Consider the following 16,025-nt stretch of genomic DNA (forward strand, 5'->3'; position numbering starts at 1 on the left):
CGGCGACCCGGTGGCTCCACTGCCGGTGGGCGGGGCGTGTGGAAGTGACGCCGTTCAAGCGCCCACGTGCACGTACGAGGCCCACCGTCCGGGTGCGTGGGGCATCCGCGCGCGCAGGGCGCGGACCGAGTGGTGGAGGGCCTCCGCGGCCCGCGCCGGGTCCGGACCGGCGGCACCGGCCACGCGGGTGTAGAAGTCCTCGGCCGCCCGGACCGCGACGGTGTCCTCGACGCTCCACAGAGCGGCGACCACCTGCCGGTAACCGGTGAACTGCAGGGCATGGGCGAGTGTGATCGCCTCGTCGGGGGTGTCGGCTCCTCCCATGGCCGTCTCGCAGGCGGACAGGTAGGCGAGCTCTCCCGGCCCTTCGGGGTGGACGGTGGCGAGTTCGGTGACCGTCAGCAGGCCGTCGTGCAGATGGAGTCCGGCGCGGGACGGAGCGGTGAGGTCCTGGCCGGCGTGGCAGGCGATGTGCGCCCAGGTGTGCCCGGCGAGTGCGGTGCGGACGGCGTCGCGGGTGGCATCCGGTCCGTCGAGCAGTCTGTGGAGCCGGCCGGGGAAGAGCCGTGTCACGGCTTCGGCCTCACGGCGCACACCGCGCAGGACGGGCAGGCCGGGCGCTTCGGCGACGGTGACGGCGAGCAGTCCGGTTCCACGCGCGCCACGGCTCGCGTGCCGGACACCGGACCGGGCCGGCTCGCGCACCAGGCTGCGCAGCGTCGGGGTGTAGGAGCTGACGACGCGGTCCAGGACGCTGTCGCCGGAACGGGGCCGGTCCGAACCCGGATCGGCGGGGCGGCCCGCCGCGTGGAGGGGCAACAGGGCCAGCAGACCCGTGGGACACCACCACAGCCGTGTCCAGGAGCCGTGTGAGGGTACGGGGGCGGTGAGGCGCAACGCCTCCAGTACGGGAGAGGCGACCACCTCCCACAACCACTCCAGCACGTCCAGGAGCACCTGCTCACGGACCATGCGTGCGGCCGTACCGGCGACGCCTGTGGCACGGTCGGCCTCGTGGAGGGCGGTGAGGAGCCCGACCACACGCGTGTGCGTGTCGCGGGCGGTCAGTCCTGGCAGCGGCACCACCCGCACGGCGTCGCCCGTCACGATCAGGGCGTCGCAGCGCACGGTGCTGACGTTGACGAGAACCACCGGGCCGGGCAGCCCGGCCCGTAGTTCGGCCAGACGCGGCGGGCGCAGGAAGTTCCCGAAACCGGGGAGATCACGTACTTCTTCGATCAGTGCGTCCCACTCGCGGGCCGGTGCCATACGGCGGCCCGTGGCTTCGTGGTGCTCCAGCCAGCCGGACCGTGACGGGTCGGCCGGCTGGGTCGCCCCCGACGCGTCCAGCGCGGAGCGGACCCGGTCCAGGCGGGCCGCCAGCGCGGGTGCCGCCGCGCGCAGGTCGTCGAGTTCGGTGTTCTGATCGAGCGACTGCGACCAGAGTACGGACCGTCCCCGCTCGAGGAGTTCTACGGCCTCCTCCGGCCGGCCCGCGGCCAGTGCGGCAGCGGCGGCGTCCTGGGCGAGGCCGGCACAGTCGGCGAGCAGCCGTTCGCGTTGCGCGCGGTGCAGGCCACGCCAGGCGAGCAGGGGCAGCAGGTCGACGGCCGTGGCCATGCCTTCCACGGCCTGGTCCCGGTCCTGGCCGAGCCGGAGCGCGAGCCCGCCCCATGAGGTGGCCGCCGCGACCCGGTCGGCGGCCGCGGCGCCCGGCAGCAGCGCCGCCTCCCGCCAGAGCGCGACGGCCTCGGTCGCGCCGCCCCGGTCGCCGGTGCGCTCATGGCGTGCGTTCAGCAGCTCGGCCAGTGCGGACAGGTGGCGGCAGCGCACGGGGCTGCCGTCCGGGCTGAGGCGCACCGCCTCCCTCAGGTGGGTTTCTCCTTCCCGCTCGTCGCCCCGCCTGCCCGTCCGCTGGTGGCGCCGGCGCAGTGCCGTACCCAGGTTGGCCAGGCACAGCGTCCGATCGGCGAGGCCGACCGCCTCGGCGAGGGCGGCGCGGTAGGCCGCGATGGCGTCGTCCAGGTCCGTCAGGTCCCCGGCCTCGTGGGAGGCGGATTCCCCGCCGCCGCGGCCCGGCCCGCTTCCGTCGCCGTGCTCCAGTCGCCAGATCCAGCGGGTGAGGAGGGTGTTGCCCAGGTTCTGCAGACATGTCGCGTACAGCGGGTGGCCCGGTGGGGTGGCGTCCGCCGCCTGCCGGCCGGCGCGGACGGCCGCGTCGATGTCGGCGGGATCCATGCGCTGGGTGAACCGCTCCTGGTAGGCGATGCCCAGGGAATTCAGGTACATGCCCTCGTACGGCTCGCCCGGTGCGGTGGCCGCCACGGCCTCCTCCGCGGCCCCCACCGCCGTGTCGCCGTCGGCGGGATCGGTGGTGATCCGGTTGCGCAGCAGCGCCAGGGTACTCAACTGCGCGTGACACGGTGCGTATCCGACGTCTGCGGGTCTCATGCCGTGCAGGGCTCGTTCGACCGTGTCGATCGCCTCGTCGAGGTCCGCGGCGTCGCCGTCCCACTCGAATCGCAGGCGCAGGGCCCGGGCGTGGTTGTTGAGCAGCGCCCAGCGCGAAGGGTGCCGGACGGGGCAGCGCCGGAGTGCCTTGCGCCCCGCGTCGACGGCCTCGTACAGGTCCTCCGCGTCGCCTGTCAGGTGGAAGCGGATCTGCAGCACGACGGCGAGCTGATCGAGGCAGCCCTGGTGGTTCGCGTCGCGTGGGGGCGAGACCCGCAGGGCCCAGCGGGCGGCGGTGACGGACTCGTCGAGGTCGCGGACGCCGCCGGTGCGTTCGTACCGGCGGCGCAGTGCCAGGGTCAGGTTGATCAGTACGGGCACGGCGGCGGGAGCCCCGCCCACCGGCGGTTCCGGCCCGTCGGCGCCGTCCTCGTCCGCGGCGAGGGGTAAGGACAGGCCGCCTGCGGCGAGGGCCGCCCGTCCCGCCTCGATGGATTCGTCGAGCATACGCGGATCGCCCTGGCGGTCGTACTGTGCGATCAGTGCGCCGGCCAGGGTGCTCAGGCAGACGGCGCGCATGAACCCGTCCGCGGCGGCTCCCGCTCCGGTCCGCGCATGGGTGACGGCCTCGTCGATGTCGGCCCGGTTCCCCTGACGTTCGTACCGGTTGCGCAGTCCGAGGGCCAGGTTGTTGCAGGCACCCGCGTAGGACCCGTGGGCCGGTCCTGTCGCTCCGACGGCGTTCCGGCCGGTTCGGATCGCTTCGTCGAGGTCGCCCGGCGCTCCGGCGAGCAGGTACCGCTCGAGGAGAAGGGCGCACAGGGTGACCAGAACCCCGGCGCGTTCCGGCCGGGCGGTTCCGGGGTGTCCCGCGGCGGCCCGAGCCGCGTCGATCCGGTCGTCCAGTACGGTCACGTGCCTCACCCTCCTGCCCCGTCGGGCGGCGGCTCCCCCGGGCGCGGACGGCGGCAGCACTGCTCCGGCGCGGGCTCCGGATGCTCGTACCGTGTCCTCATCGGTCCGCCCTGCCGCCAGAACGCCGACAGTGTTTCGTTGAACTGGCGTTCCTGGTCCGGGTCTTCGGGCAGAGGCAGGTGCAGTACGGGGTAGAGATCGAAACGGTGCACGTCGAAGCAGACGCGCACGGCCTGCCCGTAGGCCAGCGCGGCGTGGACGGCGGCCCGGTACGCCAGCCGCGACAGCAGCAGCGGCGCAAGCGCGAGCAGCAGCCACCAACCGGTGCGGGCCAGCAGTACGGTGCCGGCGGCGGAGCACAGGGCCGAGACGACGCTCAGGCGGCAGGCGGCGTCGAGCGCGTTGCGCCGGTCCTCCACGGTGGCCTTGGCCACGCCGCCGAGGACCGTGTACAGGCGGGGCCACACGACCGGCCCGTCCCACCCGTAGGGATCGCCGCACCGGTCCTCCGCGGCGGCGAGCACGTTGCCCAGCCGGGTGGGGCGCACCAAGTGCGGCTGCTTCGGGAAGCGGACGCGCAGCGCATCGTGGGCCAGCCCTGCCCGGCGGGCTGCCGGACCGCTGGGGTCGCCGTCGGTCAGATCTCGGCTCGCCTGCTTCAGCCGTTCCATGCCGCTCCTCTGACGGCTTGTGCCCCATCGGGCCGGCCCTCCGCACCAGGAAGGCCAGTACCCTTCCAGCAGCCTGACGAAGGGCAGTTGGAAGGGGTGGAGCGCCAGTGCCGCCACGACCGTGCCGAAGACGAGCAGCAGGGCCTCGCCCGCGCCCAGCGCGCCGACGCGCCGCCAGGCCTCGCTCCACTCCAGGGTGGTACCGGGCGCTCCCGCCCACACCAGCAGCAGCACGAACAGGAAGCCGGCGCACACCGGTACGTAGCCGATGACGAAGAACCGGCCGCCCAGCATCTCGCCGGCCGGACGCCCCACCGCCGTCAGGCTCACTGGTCCATCCGCATCGCGCCGTGACCGGCCACCGGGCACAGAGGCGGATCCTCGTCGGCGGCGATCCGGTAGCAGACCTGTCCGCACTCGCCGCACCGGTAGCAGTACACCGTGAACCGCGTCGGGGCGCCGGGGAGCGTGCCGTGGTCCCCGGCGCCCAGCCCGGCACGTACGGAGAAGTCCTCGTCGCACGCGTCCGGTGTGAGTACCTGTTGCTGGAACCGGGTCCTCGCGGTGCTGCCGACCGGCTGCCCGTCCGGGACGAGGAGGACGCTCTCCGACTCGGGCGCGGAGGCGAACACATGCCTGAGTACCTCGATCAGTTCGGGCAGTGGGGTGCCCGAGGCGAACTCCAGTCGGCACTGCCCGGTTCCACCGTCACCTGCCGCTTCCGGAACTCTCGTGTCGTGCAGCAGCGGCTCGTACCCGCGCAGCGCCTGCGGCCCCGCTTCCACGTCTGGGTCCCTCCCCCGTCACCGGACACGGACACGGAAGCCGTTACGGCTCCCGGGCCGTGCGAGTGGGCAACGAGTGTAGCCACCGCACGCGCCGGAACAGTACCTTTCGCTCCGCTCCTCGGGCCCGTGCCCTGGCGGCCAGGGTCCCCGGGGCACGGACCCGGCACGGACGCCACCATGAGGGAGCGCATGACAGGCGGCACGACGACGAACAAGGACGGTGACATGGTGGCCGGTACGCCGGACAGGAGCCCGGCGGTGTACCGGCTTCTGCCGAGCCTGGCCGATCGTCGACTGCTCGGCCTGAACGGCTGGGATCTGCGCCGGCTCACGCGCCGGCAGCGTCTGGGGACCGACGAGGACCGTCCCGTCCGGTTCCGTGCGGAATGGATGGGGGAACGGTACTGGTCCGAGGGCGACTTCCCCTCCGGCTGTCCGGGCGCTCCCGTGCCCAGCCGGCGCGTCATCGAACGCTTCGGGGACGAACCGCTGCGGGCGGCCGGCAGCCTGGTACCCGTCGAGATCGACGGCGCGAAGGGCGACGGGTACCACCCCCTCCCGGTCGAGCAGGTGATCGACTGCCTGGGCCTGCGCGGATCGTCCAAGCCGAAGGAGGCGAACGGCGAGGTCGAGAAGGCGGTGTACCGCACGGACGCGCCACCCGTGCGCCTTCCGGCCTTCCGTCTGCCGCAGTTCCCCGGTGCCGTCCGTTGGAACGGGTGGTGCTCCGTCTCTCCCCCGCCTGTCCCGGTCGTGGGAGGATCCGGCCGCCGTGTACCGCCTGTGGCGGAACCGAGCGGTCGAGGGCGCGCGGCGGAGCCGACCGCCACCGCTGCGGGTCAACGCGTCCGGCGCAGGAGCGACTCCGGGTCCCGCAGGGCGTGCCACAGTCCCGCCGCGAGCGGTACGGCCGTCAGGGCGAGGAAGACCCAGAACAGGAACTCGGCGCCGGGCGCGAGGTCGTAGACGGTGCCGTCCTCCCACCGGCAGTAGGCGCGCGGCGGGAACGGGGTGGAGATACCCGAGACCTCGCCGTCCCCGAGGATGCCCTTGCGCATCGGCTCCCTGGGACAGGGGGCGGTCTCCGGGAAGAGGAAGGGGTCGTCCGCCGTCATGATCACGACCCAGGTGAGGGCGCCGGACGGCACCGCCCAGAACACCGCGGTCCGCACCCACAGCGGCAGCAGCGGATGCGCCAGCAGCCCGCGCAGCGCGACCCGGCCGACCACGAGCCCGACGAAGACCGGGAGCAGCGTCATGACACGTCCGCGGTCTTCCGGGCACGGAACTCGGTCGCGAAGCCCGCGCCGATGACGAGCAGGGCGGCGGCACAGGCCGCGAACAGACCCAGACCCACCAGCACGCCCGTCACTCCCCCTTGGCTCCCCTGTCGCAAGGACCCTAGCCCCGCGGGACGTCCCTGACGTACACGACCCCGTCGGTCCGGGGCAGGTGGGCCGGGTCGAACGGGGCGTAGCCGAAGTACGGGGACACCCGGGGAGCGGGGCGCGCGTCGGCGAGGGCGGTGGCCAGTCGGGGGGCGTCGATGAGGCGGCGGTCCTCCGGGAGGGCGTACAGGAGTCCTTCGAGGGTGTCCGGGGGCGGGGTGCCCACTCCGTGGTGGTGGATCGTGCCGAGGGCCGTGGCCAGGAAGGCGTACCGCTCGCCGAGCCGGGCGCCGACGAGCGCGCCGGCGCTCCACCACTCCAGCAGCGGGTGGTCCCACATGCGCATCGTGCTCTTGTCCCGCTGGAGGTGGCTGTTGTGGGCGTGGACGAGTGCCGGGCCCCGGTCGGCGAGGGCGAGGAGGTTGCCGGCCATCATCCCGTCCCGCGTGGCCAGCAGCCGCGTCATGCGTGCCGGTGAGGTGTCGGCCATCCAGGAGTGGTAGCGCAGCAGGCCGATGGCGGTACGGCCGTACAGGCGCGCACGGTCCCGGTCGTCCCGCGAGGTCGTGGTGGTCAGGTGCGGCGTCTGTGTGTCGAGCAGCGCCACCAGGTCGTCGGCGAGCAGCCGCAGCTCCCTGGCCTCGGCCGAGCGGCCCACGGACCGGGACGGGTCCGTCATCACGGTCTGGTCCGTCCACGGCTCGTCGGCGCCGAGCAGGCGGTCGAGGGTCTCCGCGGTGCAGGGCAGCAGGTCCGCGTCGACGTGGGCCGCGAGGTGGTCGTGGAGTGCGGTGAGTGACTGCCGGGGGCTCGCTGCTCCGGTGATCTCCAGCGGGCCGTCGAAGCCGGCGAAGCGGATCCGCTCGGACGCGGGCCGGTCCTCGTTGTACGCCCGCATCCAGCGGACGAGTTCGCGGTTGCCCGGGAACGCTCCCCACTCGTGGCTGAATCCGCGCTCCATGACCTCGTCGAGGGTGCCCGTGCCCGACGTGACGTAGGCGTCCACGACCAGGCCCCTCACGCAGTCGCTCTCGATCGCGATCGTCCGGTAGCCCTCCTGCTCGACGAGCTGCCGGAAGAGCTCGTTGCGCAGGCCGAGCAGCGTGTCCTCGCCGTGGGTGGGCTCGCCCAGGGCGAGGAGTCGCGGGCGGGCCGGAAGCAGCTTCATGACGGCCGCGGCCTCGACGGCATGGGTGATATCCGTGATGTCGGTTGCCATGCCTTCAACGGTATCGTTGAACTTTCGGTGGAGACTTGGGCGCGATATCGTCCGTCGCATGGGGCGGAACCTTCAAAGCGGTGAGAAGCTCAGGCCGATCGACCTGGCACGGCGGCACGGTCTGTCCACCCAGGCGGTCAGGAACTACGAGGAGGCCGGCATCCTCCCTGCCGCCGGCCGCACGGCCCACGGTTACCGGACCTACACCCCGCTGCACGCGCGGGCCCTGCGCGCGTTCCTCGCCCTGGCACCCGGCCACGGTCACCGGACGGCGACGGCGGTCATGCGGGCCGTGAACGAGGGCGCGGCCGACGAGGCGTTCCGCCTGATCGACGAGAGCCACGCCCAACTGCTCCGCGACCGGGAGACACTCCGGGCCGTGGAGAGGGCCCTCCGTGACCTCTCGCCCCTCGCGGACACCACGGCGTCCCGCCCCCGCCGTACGTTCATCGGGCCGCTGGCCGGGGAGCTCGGCATCCGGCCCGCGACGCTGCGCAAGTGGGAGGAGGCCGGGCTCGTGCGCCCGCGCCGCGACCCGCTGACCGGTTACCGCGTCTACGACGAGGCCGACGTGCGCGACGCCCGGCTGGTCCACCAACTCAGGCGCGGCGGCCACCTGCTGGAGCAGATCGCCCCGCTGATCGCGCAGGTGCGGACGGCCGGCGGGCTGGAGCCGCTGGAGGGCGCCCTGCGCGACTGGCACGGTCGGCTGTCCGCCCGCGGACGGGCGATGCTGAGCGGGGCCGCCGAACTGGAGGCGTACCTCCGGGCACGCGAATGAGCGGCGTCGGACATGACGCCCGGCCCGCACCGGGTCGTCCACGCCCTTGCGTCGCCGGTACCGGCACTCAGCCGTCGATGCCGAGGGCGTCCAGCGGCATCGGCCGTGAGGCGTGCAGTTCGCGTTCCCAGTACGCCCAGGTGTGGGTTCCCGGGCCGTAGAAGTGGGTGGTCACGCGCTTCGCGCCCACACGTTCCAGCTCGGCGGCGAGGGCGTGGTTCTGCCGGTCGAAGTCGGCCTCGAGGGCGCTGGTGCCGCCGGGTGCGTCCAGGGGGCCGGTGGTGCCGTCGCCGCAGGACAGGTACACGGGGACCGACTTGAGCCGCTCGGCTCCTTACCGGTGACCGTCGGTGAGGAGTTCCAGGGCGTCCCAGAGCTCGCGTTCACGCCGGAGTCGTACGGCTCCTCCGACGGGCGGTCCGCGCGGGGCGGTCGGCGTGGGAGCCGGCCGGCGCCTCGCTGCCGCCGGGGACGACGTCGGCGAGGTGGCGGCCCGGAGCGTCGTGGCCGGTGGCGAACGGGGTGGAGGTCATCAGCGGCAGGACGCGCCGCACCGCGGACCGGGAGAGAGGATTCGCGCCGCGGGCGGCCGTACCGTCACCCGGCTTCCCTGACAGGCGCCGCCGCGCCGCCTACAGCCCCGCCCGCGCCAGCAGGACCGGCAGGGCCTCCGGTTTCACCTTCTGGACCGACCGCACCTGCCCCAGGCCCAGCTCCTCGCGGCTCACCGGGTCGCGGTACAGCGCCTTCGTCGCCTCGGTCACCAGGGTCACGGGGACCACGTAGGGGATGTCGGGGTCCTCGTCGTCCGGGCGGGGTTCCGCGTCGACCTCGGCCACCGCGGCGACCGCCGACTCGGGCCGGGCGAAGAAGAACCAGAGGCGGTCGCCCGGTTCCATGCGGTTGCGGCGGCTGAGCCAGAGCTCCAGCTCCGGTTCCTCCTCGGCGAGTCGGAGCATCGTCTCCTTGTCGGACGGTTCCCCGTCCAGCGTGTCCCTGCGCGGATCGAGGATGTAGATCCAGTCCGCCATGGAATCCCCTTCGGTAGGACGCCCGACCCGCGTGAAGACACGTCGGTGCAGCGACTCATGGTGCCAGACACCCGGGGGATGCGCGTACACGTTTTCGACAGAGACGTCAGGCGTCGGGTTTCAGGGCACCGTTGCCGAGGCCGTCCCGCGCCAGTGCCGCGATCTGCCGGCTGAGTTCCGCCACCCTCCGCGACCGCTCCTCGAACTCCCTCAGCGCGTGGAACGCGGCCCCGTAGCCGCGCTGCGCGGTGATGTCCATCTGCGGGATGCGGGCGCCCTTGCTGTCGAGCCGGAAGGTACCGCTGGCGGTGGTGGAGCGGCGGCTGTTGGCGGCGCTGTGCAGGAAGCCCTGGAGGAAGTCCGTGTCGAGCTGGTCGCTGACCGAGACCGGTTCCGGGTCCGCGTACTCGACCAGCCCGGCCCTGATCAGGTCGGCGACGCCGACGCTCGGGCCGTCCAGGGCACCGGCGCCTTCGCCGGCGATCAGGGCGGGGAGCAGTTCGGCCAGGCGCCGCACCTGCTCGGTCAGCTCCTGGCGCAAGGTGTCGTACTCGGTCACGTAGTCGCGGTGGGACTCCTCGACGTGACGGCTCGGGGTGAGGTCGACCAGGTCGTCGAGCAGATCGACCTGGGGGACCTCGGTGATCTGCTGGGGCCGCGGCTCCAGGGGGTCGTCCGGGTCGTTGGAGGTGAGGTCCACCATGCGTACGGCGGTGGCCGCGTCGTCCGGGGTCCGCGGGCGGCGCAGATGCCACAGGTGCACGGGGAGGGAGTGCGCGGCGGCCGTGCCGGGGGCCAGCGCGGTGACCTGGGTGAGGATGCCGCGGCGGACCAGCTCGGCCCGGATGCGGCGGCCGGCCTTGCGGTAGGCCACCGAGGCGGGCATGACCATGACGAGACGGCCACCGGGCGCGGTGTGCGCGTAGGCGTGCTGGAGCCAGGCGAGTTCGCCCTCCGCGCGGGAGGGCGTGCCGAGCTCCCAGCGGGGGTCGAGGAGGAGGTCCTCCCGCCCCCAGTCGGTGTCGCTGACCGGCGGATCGCAGACGACGAGGTCGGCCTTGAGGCCGGGCCACCGGTCCGCGCGCAGGGAGTCGCCCTGCTCGATCTCGGTACGGGGAAGTCCGGCGAGGCCGGCGCGCGACCGCGCGAGCCGGGCGCTACGGGCGTCCGCTTCCTGGCCGTACCGTCGCGCGCCCTGTTCGGCGCCGATGGTGAGCAGGAGAGTGCCGATTCCGCAGGCCGGGTCGAACAGCACCGCGTCGGCCGCCACGTCACCCGCGAAGTGCCGGACGGCCCGGACCACTCGGGGAGAGGTCACCTGGTCCGAGCCCGCTCGCCGTACGGACTCCGTGAAACGCTCGGCGAGGCCGTTCACCACGTCCGCGGCGGAACCGCTGTCGGCCATGTGGCGGGCGATCCGGACCGCCTGGTCGGGCAGCGCGGCGGGGGGCTTCTCCCCGGGGGCGGCGAGGGCGTGCGCGATGTCCGCGAGTCCGCCGAGGATGTCGTCGCCATAGGCCCCCCGCAGCACCTGCCAGAGCTGGACCTCGTCGGTGACGTCCTGTCCCTTGCTCTGCTTGTCCAGCCAGGCCCGGACCTCGGCCAGGTCGAAGAGCGGGCTGTTGGCGCCACCTCCGACCGGCGCCGGGAAGTCGTCGTACCGCCGTCGCCAGTTCGACACGGCGGCACGGGTGACCCCCGCGATACGGGCGATCTCGGAACCGGTGACCGACGGGTTCGACGGTGTGGCCGGGGTCTGTGGCATACCCTCTAAGGTACACAGGCCTACGACCACGTTTCAATGGAAGACGGCCGTTGACGACGTCAACCGGTCACTTGTCGGAGTTGTCCGGGCACGTCTCCACGAACTCTGTCTCCGGCACCCGCTTCTCCCAGTCCTCGCGGGTGAAGCCACCGCCCGTGGCCCTGCACGCCATGCCGAGGGTGTCGGCGGCCAGCTCAGGGTAGGCGCCCAGGTCGATGACGTAAGCGACGCCGGCACTCGTCGTGATCATGGTACGCCCGGCCAGGACCACCTCGTCGACGGCTTCCTTGTGACCGCTGAACGTGTAGGCCAGGTACGGCTGTTCAGGGTCGGCGACGCTCCAGAGGCGTACGACGCCGTCCTCCCCCGCGCCGGCCAGGAGGCTGCCGTCGGGGTCGAAGGCCAGGTGGGTGAAGTACGCCTGGCCCATGTCCACGGGCTCGGTCGTGCCGAGCGTCTTTCCCCCGCCGTCCTCTGCGGCGTGCCAGAGGTCCACACCGACCTCGGACTCGTCGGACGAGGACACCGTGGCGACGGCCGCCACCACGTCGCCGTGCGGGGAGAACGCCGCTCTCGCAGCGCCTCCGTAGCGGGGGGCCGACAGGGAGGTGGTCCTGTCGGTGTTCAGGTCCCAGAGGCTCAACCCCGTTCCCACCAGCAGGAGTCGGCGGCTGTCCGGGGCGAAGAGGACGTCCTGGTGAAACGTGGGCGTGGTGGAGGCGGCCAATGCGGGCCGGGCGGGGTCGGAGACGTCCCAGACCGCCACGCTCTTCAGGTCGTTGACGGCGAGGAGAGGCCGGCCGGGGGCGAAGTCGAGCGTGGGGTTCACCGCGCCCTGGTGGGCGCCGCTCAACGTGCCGGCGACGCGTGGGTGGGCGGGGTCGGAGACGTCCCAGAGGGTGACCTTGCGATCGTGGTTCATGGCCGCGAGGAGACGGCCGTCGGAGCTGAAGTCGAGGTCGGCGAGGACGTCGCCGGTGCCGATGGCGGTTCCGCCGCCGACGGCGTCGTAGCGGTCCTCCACGGGGTTGTCGACCCTGGCCAGCCGCCGTGGCTCGGACGGGTCGGAGAGGTCCCACAAGGCGATCCGGGCGCCCCGGGCGACGGCCAGGGTGGTGCCGTCCGCCGCCAGCGCCAGTTCGTCGCCGTCCGGCAGCACGTCGAGGACGTGCGGCAGGGGGACGTCCGACAGGTCACGGTGGATGACCTCGCCGTGGCTCACCGACACCACCGACCGGCCGTCCGCGCCGTACCTCGCCGCGCCAACGAACCCCGAGTGCCCGTACAGGCGGGCCTCTTGAGTGATGTCCCGGGGGGCGGTCACGTCCCACAACGCGACGCTCTTGTCCCAGCCGCCGCTGGCCAGCTTGCGGCCGCCCGGGGAGAAGTCGAGGGACCTGACGAGGTCGCTGTGGGCCGTGCGTTCGCCGAGGACCTTCGGGGAGCCGGGGTCGCGGATGTCGACCAGGGCGACCACGCGTTCGTGGCCCACCGCCAGCAGTTCACCGTCCGGGCGGAACGCCAGCGCCCCGCCGCCGCCCTCCACCGTGCCGCGGGGGCGGGGGCCGCGCGGATCCGATACGTCCCACAGCCGTACGTCGCCATAGGTGTCGGCGGTGGCCAGCAGACGGCCGTCCGGGCTGAACGCCGCGCGGTCGCCTTGCATCGAACCGTCGGGCGGCCAGGTGGCCTTCGTGAAGGGGAGCTGTCGCGGGGTGCGCGGATCGCTCACGTCCCACAGGACGACCGCGCCGTGGGCGACGTACGGGGACCAGCCGATGGCCGCCAGCGTCCTTCCGTCCGGGCTCAGGGCGAGCGCGGTCGGCCCGGCGGTGGCGGCCTCGACCCCCTGCGCGCGAAGCGTGGCCAGGGGTCGGGCGCCGCCGTCCTTCGGGGCGAGGTTCCACAGGCGCACCTCGCCGTCCCCGCACACGGCTGCGAGCATGCGGCCACCGGGGCCGCCGAACGTCACGGAGTCCTCCGTGTCGTACTCCGGCCAGGGACAGACCGGCCGTGCCAGCGGAGCGCGGGGAACGGGATCACGACCGGCGTCCCAGACCGTCAGCCCGCCCTCGTCCTCGTCCCTCGCCGCCAGCATCCCTCCGCCGGGAGCGAGTACGGGATCGGTCGTCGCGGGCACCTCGGACACCCCGCGGAACGCGCTGCCTGCCAGGGTGTCGAAGAGCGACCGGCGGGCCTCAGCACTGGGGCGCAGGGCGTACGCGGCGAGCCCCAGCCGCAGGGCGGCACGTGGGTCGGAGGTGCCGACCTCGTTGGCCTCGGCCAGCAACGCCCGTGCGACGGCGATGCGTTGCTGCCGTTCAGCGGAGCGTTGCTGACGGACCGCGACGGCGGCGGCGACGAGGACGAGGCACAGTGCGACGGCCACGGCGGCCAGGGCTCGCTTCAGCAGTGTGGTCCGGCGCCGCTCCCGGCGCAGTTCGCTCGTGGCCGCCGCCTGTCCGGCCGCGAGGAACTCACGCTCCGTTACGGACAGTTCGTCCTGGTCGTCGAGTTCGGCCGCCGCCTGGAGCCGGCTCCCCCGGTAGAGGAAGGCGGCGTCACGGCCCGCGGCCTCCCATTCCCCGGCGGCGGCGCCCAGTTGCTGGCGCAGCAGCAGGACGGCGGCGTCCTCCTGGATCCACTCGCGCAGCAGGGGCCAGGCCCGGAGCAGCGCCTCGTGAGCGATCTGCGCCGTGTCCTGGTCCACCGTCAGCAGCCGTTCTCCGGCGAGCCGGTCACGGATCGCGTCCGACCCGGATGGCAGCGCACCGAGCGGGACGCGGTGGCGCAGGACGGCGGCTCCGCCGTCCGGGGGGAGGTGGACCAGGCACAGCAGCAGCCGGCGCATCATCGTCCGCCCGTCGTCGTCCAGGGACTCGTAGACGCGCCGGGTCGCGGTGGCGACCGACTGCCAGATGCCTCCCGTCGCCCGGTACCCGGCGAGGGTGAGCACGGCTCCGCTGCGCCCGCGCCATGTCTCCCGCAGCGCGTGGGCCAGGAACGGCAGCGCCGTCGCCGTGTCGTTCGCGGAGCGGCCCGCGCGGAGGTCGTGCAGCAGCAGGTCCGTCAGGCCCGGTTCGACGGTCATCCCGACGGCTGCCGCCGGGCGCTCCACGGTGGCGCGCAACTCCCGTTCGTGCAGCGGCGGCACGGTGAACTGGGCCCGTGCCAGCGCGCGTTCGAGTCCCGGATGCTCCAGGCAGCTTCCATAGTGGTCCGCCCGCAGACCGAGGACGATCCGGGGTCTCGGGCCGGGTCCGTCCCCGGTGAGCAGGGAGACGAACGCGGCGCGCTCGTCGGGAACGTCGCACCGGGTGAAGATCTCCTCGAACTGGTCCACCACCAGCAGCCGGCAGACGGGCCGTCCGTGCGCCGGGGCGGGGAAGCGACCGCGTTCCAGCTCCGCCCGCACCTCGTCCGTGTCCCGTCCGGTGGCTCCCGCCCATGCCTCGGCCAGGGTGCGGAAGGGGTGCGGTCCGGGGGCGGGCAGCAGCAGTGCGGGCCCTGGTGAGGCCGTACGGGCCTCCAGTCCGGCGAGCAGGCCGGCGCGCAGCAGCGACGACTTGCCCGCGCCGGAGGCGCCCACCAGCACGGCCTGGCCGCCGTCCGGTATCTCCTCGACCAGTTCGATCAGCCGGTCGGTGAGTTCCTCACGCCCGAAGAAGTGGGCGCTGTCCTCCGCCCGGTACGGCTCCAGCCCCGGGTAGGGGCACGGCAGGTCGGCGGGCCGCTCGGCCGTCCCCGCTCCGGTGGGGTGCGGCGGGTAGGCGCGGTTGCGGGCGAGGACCAGGGAGCCCAGCGTGCCCTCGCTCCGCCGGGCCGGATCGACCCGCGCGTCGTCGGCGAAGGCCTCGTCGAGCGCGGCGTGCAGCCGGTCGGCGTTCAGCAGGGGCGGTCCGGCCGGGTCTCCCTCGTTGAGCAGTCCGAGCAGCCGGCCGGTGAACAGGGTGTGCGGTTCGCCCTCGGGGGCGAAGGAGAGCGCGTAGTGCGAGGCCGACGAGAGCAGGAAGCTGCCGCGGGGTGCGGCGGAGGCGAAGGCCCGGCGTGCTCCGCCCTCGGACGGCGGTGTGCCGCCACGGCCGGAGAAGCAGCAGTCGAGGACGACGAGGCTGCCGTTGCCTCCGGCGCCCAGCAGGTCGCGGACGGTCCGGTAGGAGACGGACCGTGCGATGTGCCGGGCGGACCGGCTGTCCCGGGTGGCGAGGTACAGGTCGTCGCGCGGGCCCAGCAGTCCGTGTCCGACGTAGTAGAAGAGAACGGGTCCGCCGGCGGTGGCCGACGCCTCCTCGACCGCGTCGACCACCTCGGCGGCCCCGGCGTGGGCCGGGACGCGCACGACGTGCCCGGGGTCCATGCCGCACACGTCGATCAGGGTGCGCCGCAGGTCGTCGAGCGTCGTGTCGACCGAGGGCAGGTCGGGCAGTTCCGACCCGCGGACGTGGCTCCCGGTGCCGCACAGCACCGCACGCGCGCCGGGAGCGGCGAGACCGCCGGCCGTCATGTCGTGCGGGAGTCCGACGGGTCGCCGTCCTGCGTGTCTCCGTCGCCGTCGTCCTGCCGGGCCCCGTCCGCCGGCGGGCGCGCCAGGCGTTCGGCCAGGTCGGCCGCCTCCTGCGGGCTCAGCGCGCGGGCCTGGCGGGAGGACAGGGTGATCCGGGTGCCGTCGGGCCGGGTCACGCTGATCGTGTGGCTGCTGCGGCGGGTCTGCAGCCACGCCACCAGCGCTCCCGCGAAGACCGCGGCGACGCCGCCGGGCTCCAGGACCGCCACCAGCGCGTCGACGGCCGGCCCCATCGTCCGCGCCGGGGCGCCGCCGTCCCGTCCGACGCGCTCGTCCCGTCCGACGCGCTCGTCCCGTCCGACGCGGTCGTCCCGCTCGGCGCGGTCGACGCGTCCCCTGAGCCGGGGCACGTCCGTCAGCCACGTCCTGAGTTCCGCGGCGGCGCCCGCCGTGTCGCCCGTACCGTTCTCGTCGTCGTGCACCGTCACGACAAGCCGCATGGTCCCCCCGGG

The 16,025-nt window shown here is 73.7% G+C and carries 12 protein-coding genes; 1 reads left to right on the forward strand and 11 read right to left on the reverse strand.

Annotation, left to right across the window (positions count from 1 at the left end):
* Window positions 1-54 precede the first annotated feature (54 nt).
* The 5 genes from ACIA6T_RS19000 to ACIA6T_RS19020 form a co-directional block, all read right to left on the reverse strand.
* Window positions 55-3,366 carry a CHAT domain-containing protein gene (locus ACIA6T_RS19000; protein WP_399447626.1) on the reverse strand — a complete coding sequence of 1,104 codons (3,312 nt, stop codon included), beginning with the start codon at window positions 3,364-3,366 and terminating at the stop codon, window positions 55-57.
* Between the two features lie 5 nt (window positions 3,367-3,371).
* Window positions 3,372-4,367 carry a hypothetical protein gene (locus ACIA6T_RS19005; protein ID WP_399447627.1) on the reverse strand — a complete coding sequence of 332 codons (996 nt, stop codon included), beginning with the start codon at window positions 4,365-4,367 and terminating at the stop codon, window positions 3,372-3,374.
* Window positions 4,364-4,822, reverse strand: a complete 459-nt coding sequence (locus tag ACIA6T_RS19010) for a hypothetical protein (RefSeq protein WP_399447628.1) — start codon at window positions 4,820-4,822, stop codon at window positions 4,364-4,366. The genes ACIA6T_RS19005 and ACIA6T_RS19010 overlap by 4 nt, the downstream gene beginning before the upstream one ends.
* A gap of 842 nt (window positions 4,823-5,664) precedes the next feature.
* Window positions 5,665-6,084: a hypothetical protein gene (locus tag ACIA6T_RS19015; RefSeq protein WP_399447629.1), complete on the reverse strand. Its 420-nt coding sequence runs from the start codon at window positions 6,082-6,084 to the stop codon at window positions 5,665-5,667.
* 142 nt (window positions 6,085-6,226) lie between these two features.
* Entirely contained in the window at window positions 6,227-7,432 is a 1,206-nt protein-coding gene (locus ACIA6T_RS19020) for an erythromycin esterase family protein (protein WP_399447630.1), read from the reverse strand.
* A 58-nt stretch (window positions 7,433-7,490) separates the two neighbouring features.
* Here ACIA6T_RS19020 and ACIA6T_RS19025 point away from each other — a divergent pair, with 58 nt between their 5' ends.
* A complete protein-coding gene (locus ACIA6T_RS19025; RefSeq protein ID WP_399447631.1) occupies window positions 7,491-8,213 on the forward strand; it encodes a TioE family transcriptional regulator in 723 nt (240 codons plus the stop codon).
* Window positions 8,214-8,280: 67 nt separating this feature from the next.
* Here the strand turns inward: ACIA6T_RS19025 and ACIA6T_RS19030 are convergent, their stop codons facing one another.
* From ACIA6T_RS19030 to ACIA6T_RS19055, 6 genes are all read right to left on the reverse strand, one after another.
* Complete coding sequence (locus ACIA6T_RS19030) at window positions 8,281-8,520, reverse strand: hypothetical protein (RefSeq protein ID WP_399447632.1); 240 nt, start codon at window positions 8,518-8,520, stop codon at window positions 8,281-8,283.
* A 76-nt stretch (window positions 8,521-8,596) separates the two neighbouring features.
* The gene (locus ACIA6T_RS19035; protein WP_399447633.1) at window positions 8,597-8,746 is read right to left on the reverse strand and encodes a hypothetical protein; all 150 of its coding nucleotides are present in this window, start codon (window positions 8,744-8,746) and stop codon (window positions 8,597-8,599) included.
* A gap of 99 nt (window positions 8,747-8,845) precedes the next feature.
* On the reverse strand, window positions 8,846-9,244 hold the full coding sequence (locus ACIA6T_RS19040; protein ID WP_399447634.1) for a hypothetical protein: 399 nt from the start codon (window positions 9,242-9,244) through the stop codon (window positions 8,846-8,848).
* Window positions 9,245-9,350: 106 nt separating this feature from the next.
* Window positions 9,351-11,009 carry an N-6 DNA methylase gene (locus ACIA6T_RS19045; protein WP_399447635.1) on the reverse strand — a complete coding sequence of 553 codons (1,659 nt, stop codon included), beginning with the start codon at window positions 11,007-11,009 and terminating at the stop codon, window positions 9,351-9,353.
* 67 nt (window positions 11,010-11,076) lie between these two features.
* Complete coding sequence (locus ACIA6T_RS19050) at window positions 11,077-15,513, reverse strand: caspase family protein (RefSeq protein WP_399447636.1); 4,437 nt, start codon at window positions 15,511-15,513, stop codon at window positions 11,077-11,079.
* Entirely contained in the window at window positions 15,510-16,013 is a 504-nt protein-coding gene (locus ACIA6T_RS19055) for a hypothetical protein (protein ID WP_399447637.1), read from the reverse strand. Before ACIA6T_RS19055 ends, ACIA6T_RS19050 begins: the two co-directional genes overlap by 4 nt.
* Window positions 16,014-16,025 lie beyond the last annotated feature (12 nt).

Origin of the sequence: Streptomyces sp. NPDC051740, assembly GCF_044453165.1 — a bacterium.
GTDB classification, from domain to species: Bacteria; Actinomycetota; Actinomycetes; order Streptomycetales; family Streptomycetaceae; genus Streptomyces; species Streptomyces atrovirens.

Coding starts and splice junctions, on each gene's coding strand:
- ACIA6T_RS19055 (WP_399447637.1), bottom strand. CDS start 16,013: ATGCGGCTTGTCGTGACGGTGCACGACGACGAGAACGGTACGGGCGAC.
- ACIA6T_RS19020 (WP_399447630.1), bottom strand. CDS start 7,432: ATGGCAACCGACATCACGGATATCACCCATGCCGTCGAGGCCGCGGCC.
- ACIA6T_RS19045 (WP_399447635.1), bottom strand. CDS start 11,009: ATGCCACAGACCCCGGCCACACCGTCGAACCCGTCGGTCACCGGTTCC.
- ACIA6T_RS19035 (WP_399447633.1), bottom strand. CDS start 8,746: ATGACCTCCACCCCGTTCGCCACCGGCCACGACGCTCCGGGCCGCCAC.
- ACIA6T_RS19025 (WP_399447631.1), top strand. CDS start 7,491: ATGGGGCGGAACCTTCAAAGCGGTGAGAAGCTCAGGCCGATCGACCTG.
- ACIA6T_RS19015 (WP_399447629.1), bottom strand. CDS start 6,084: ATGACGCTGCTCCCGGTCTTCGTCGGGCTCGTGGTCGGCCGGGTCGCG.
- ACIA6T_RS19040 (WP_399447634.1), bottom strand. CDS start 9,244: ATGGCGGACTGGATCTACATCCTCGATCCGCGCAGGGACACGCTGGAC.
- ACIA6T_RS19050 (WP_399447636.1), bottom strand. CDS start 15,513: ATGACGGCCGGCGGTCTCGCCGCTCCCGGCGCGCGTGCGGTGCTGTGC.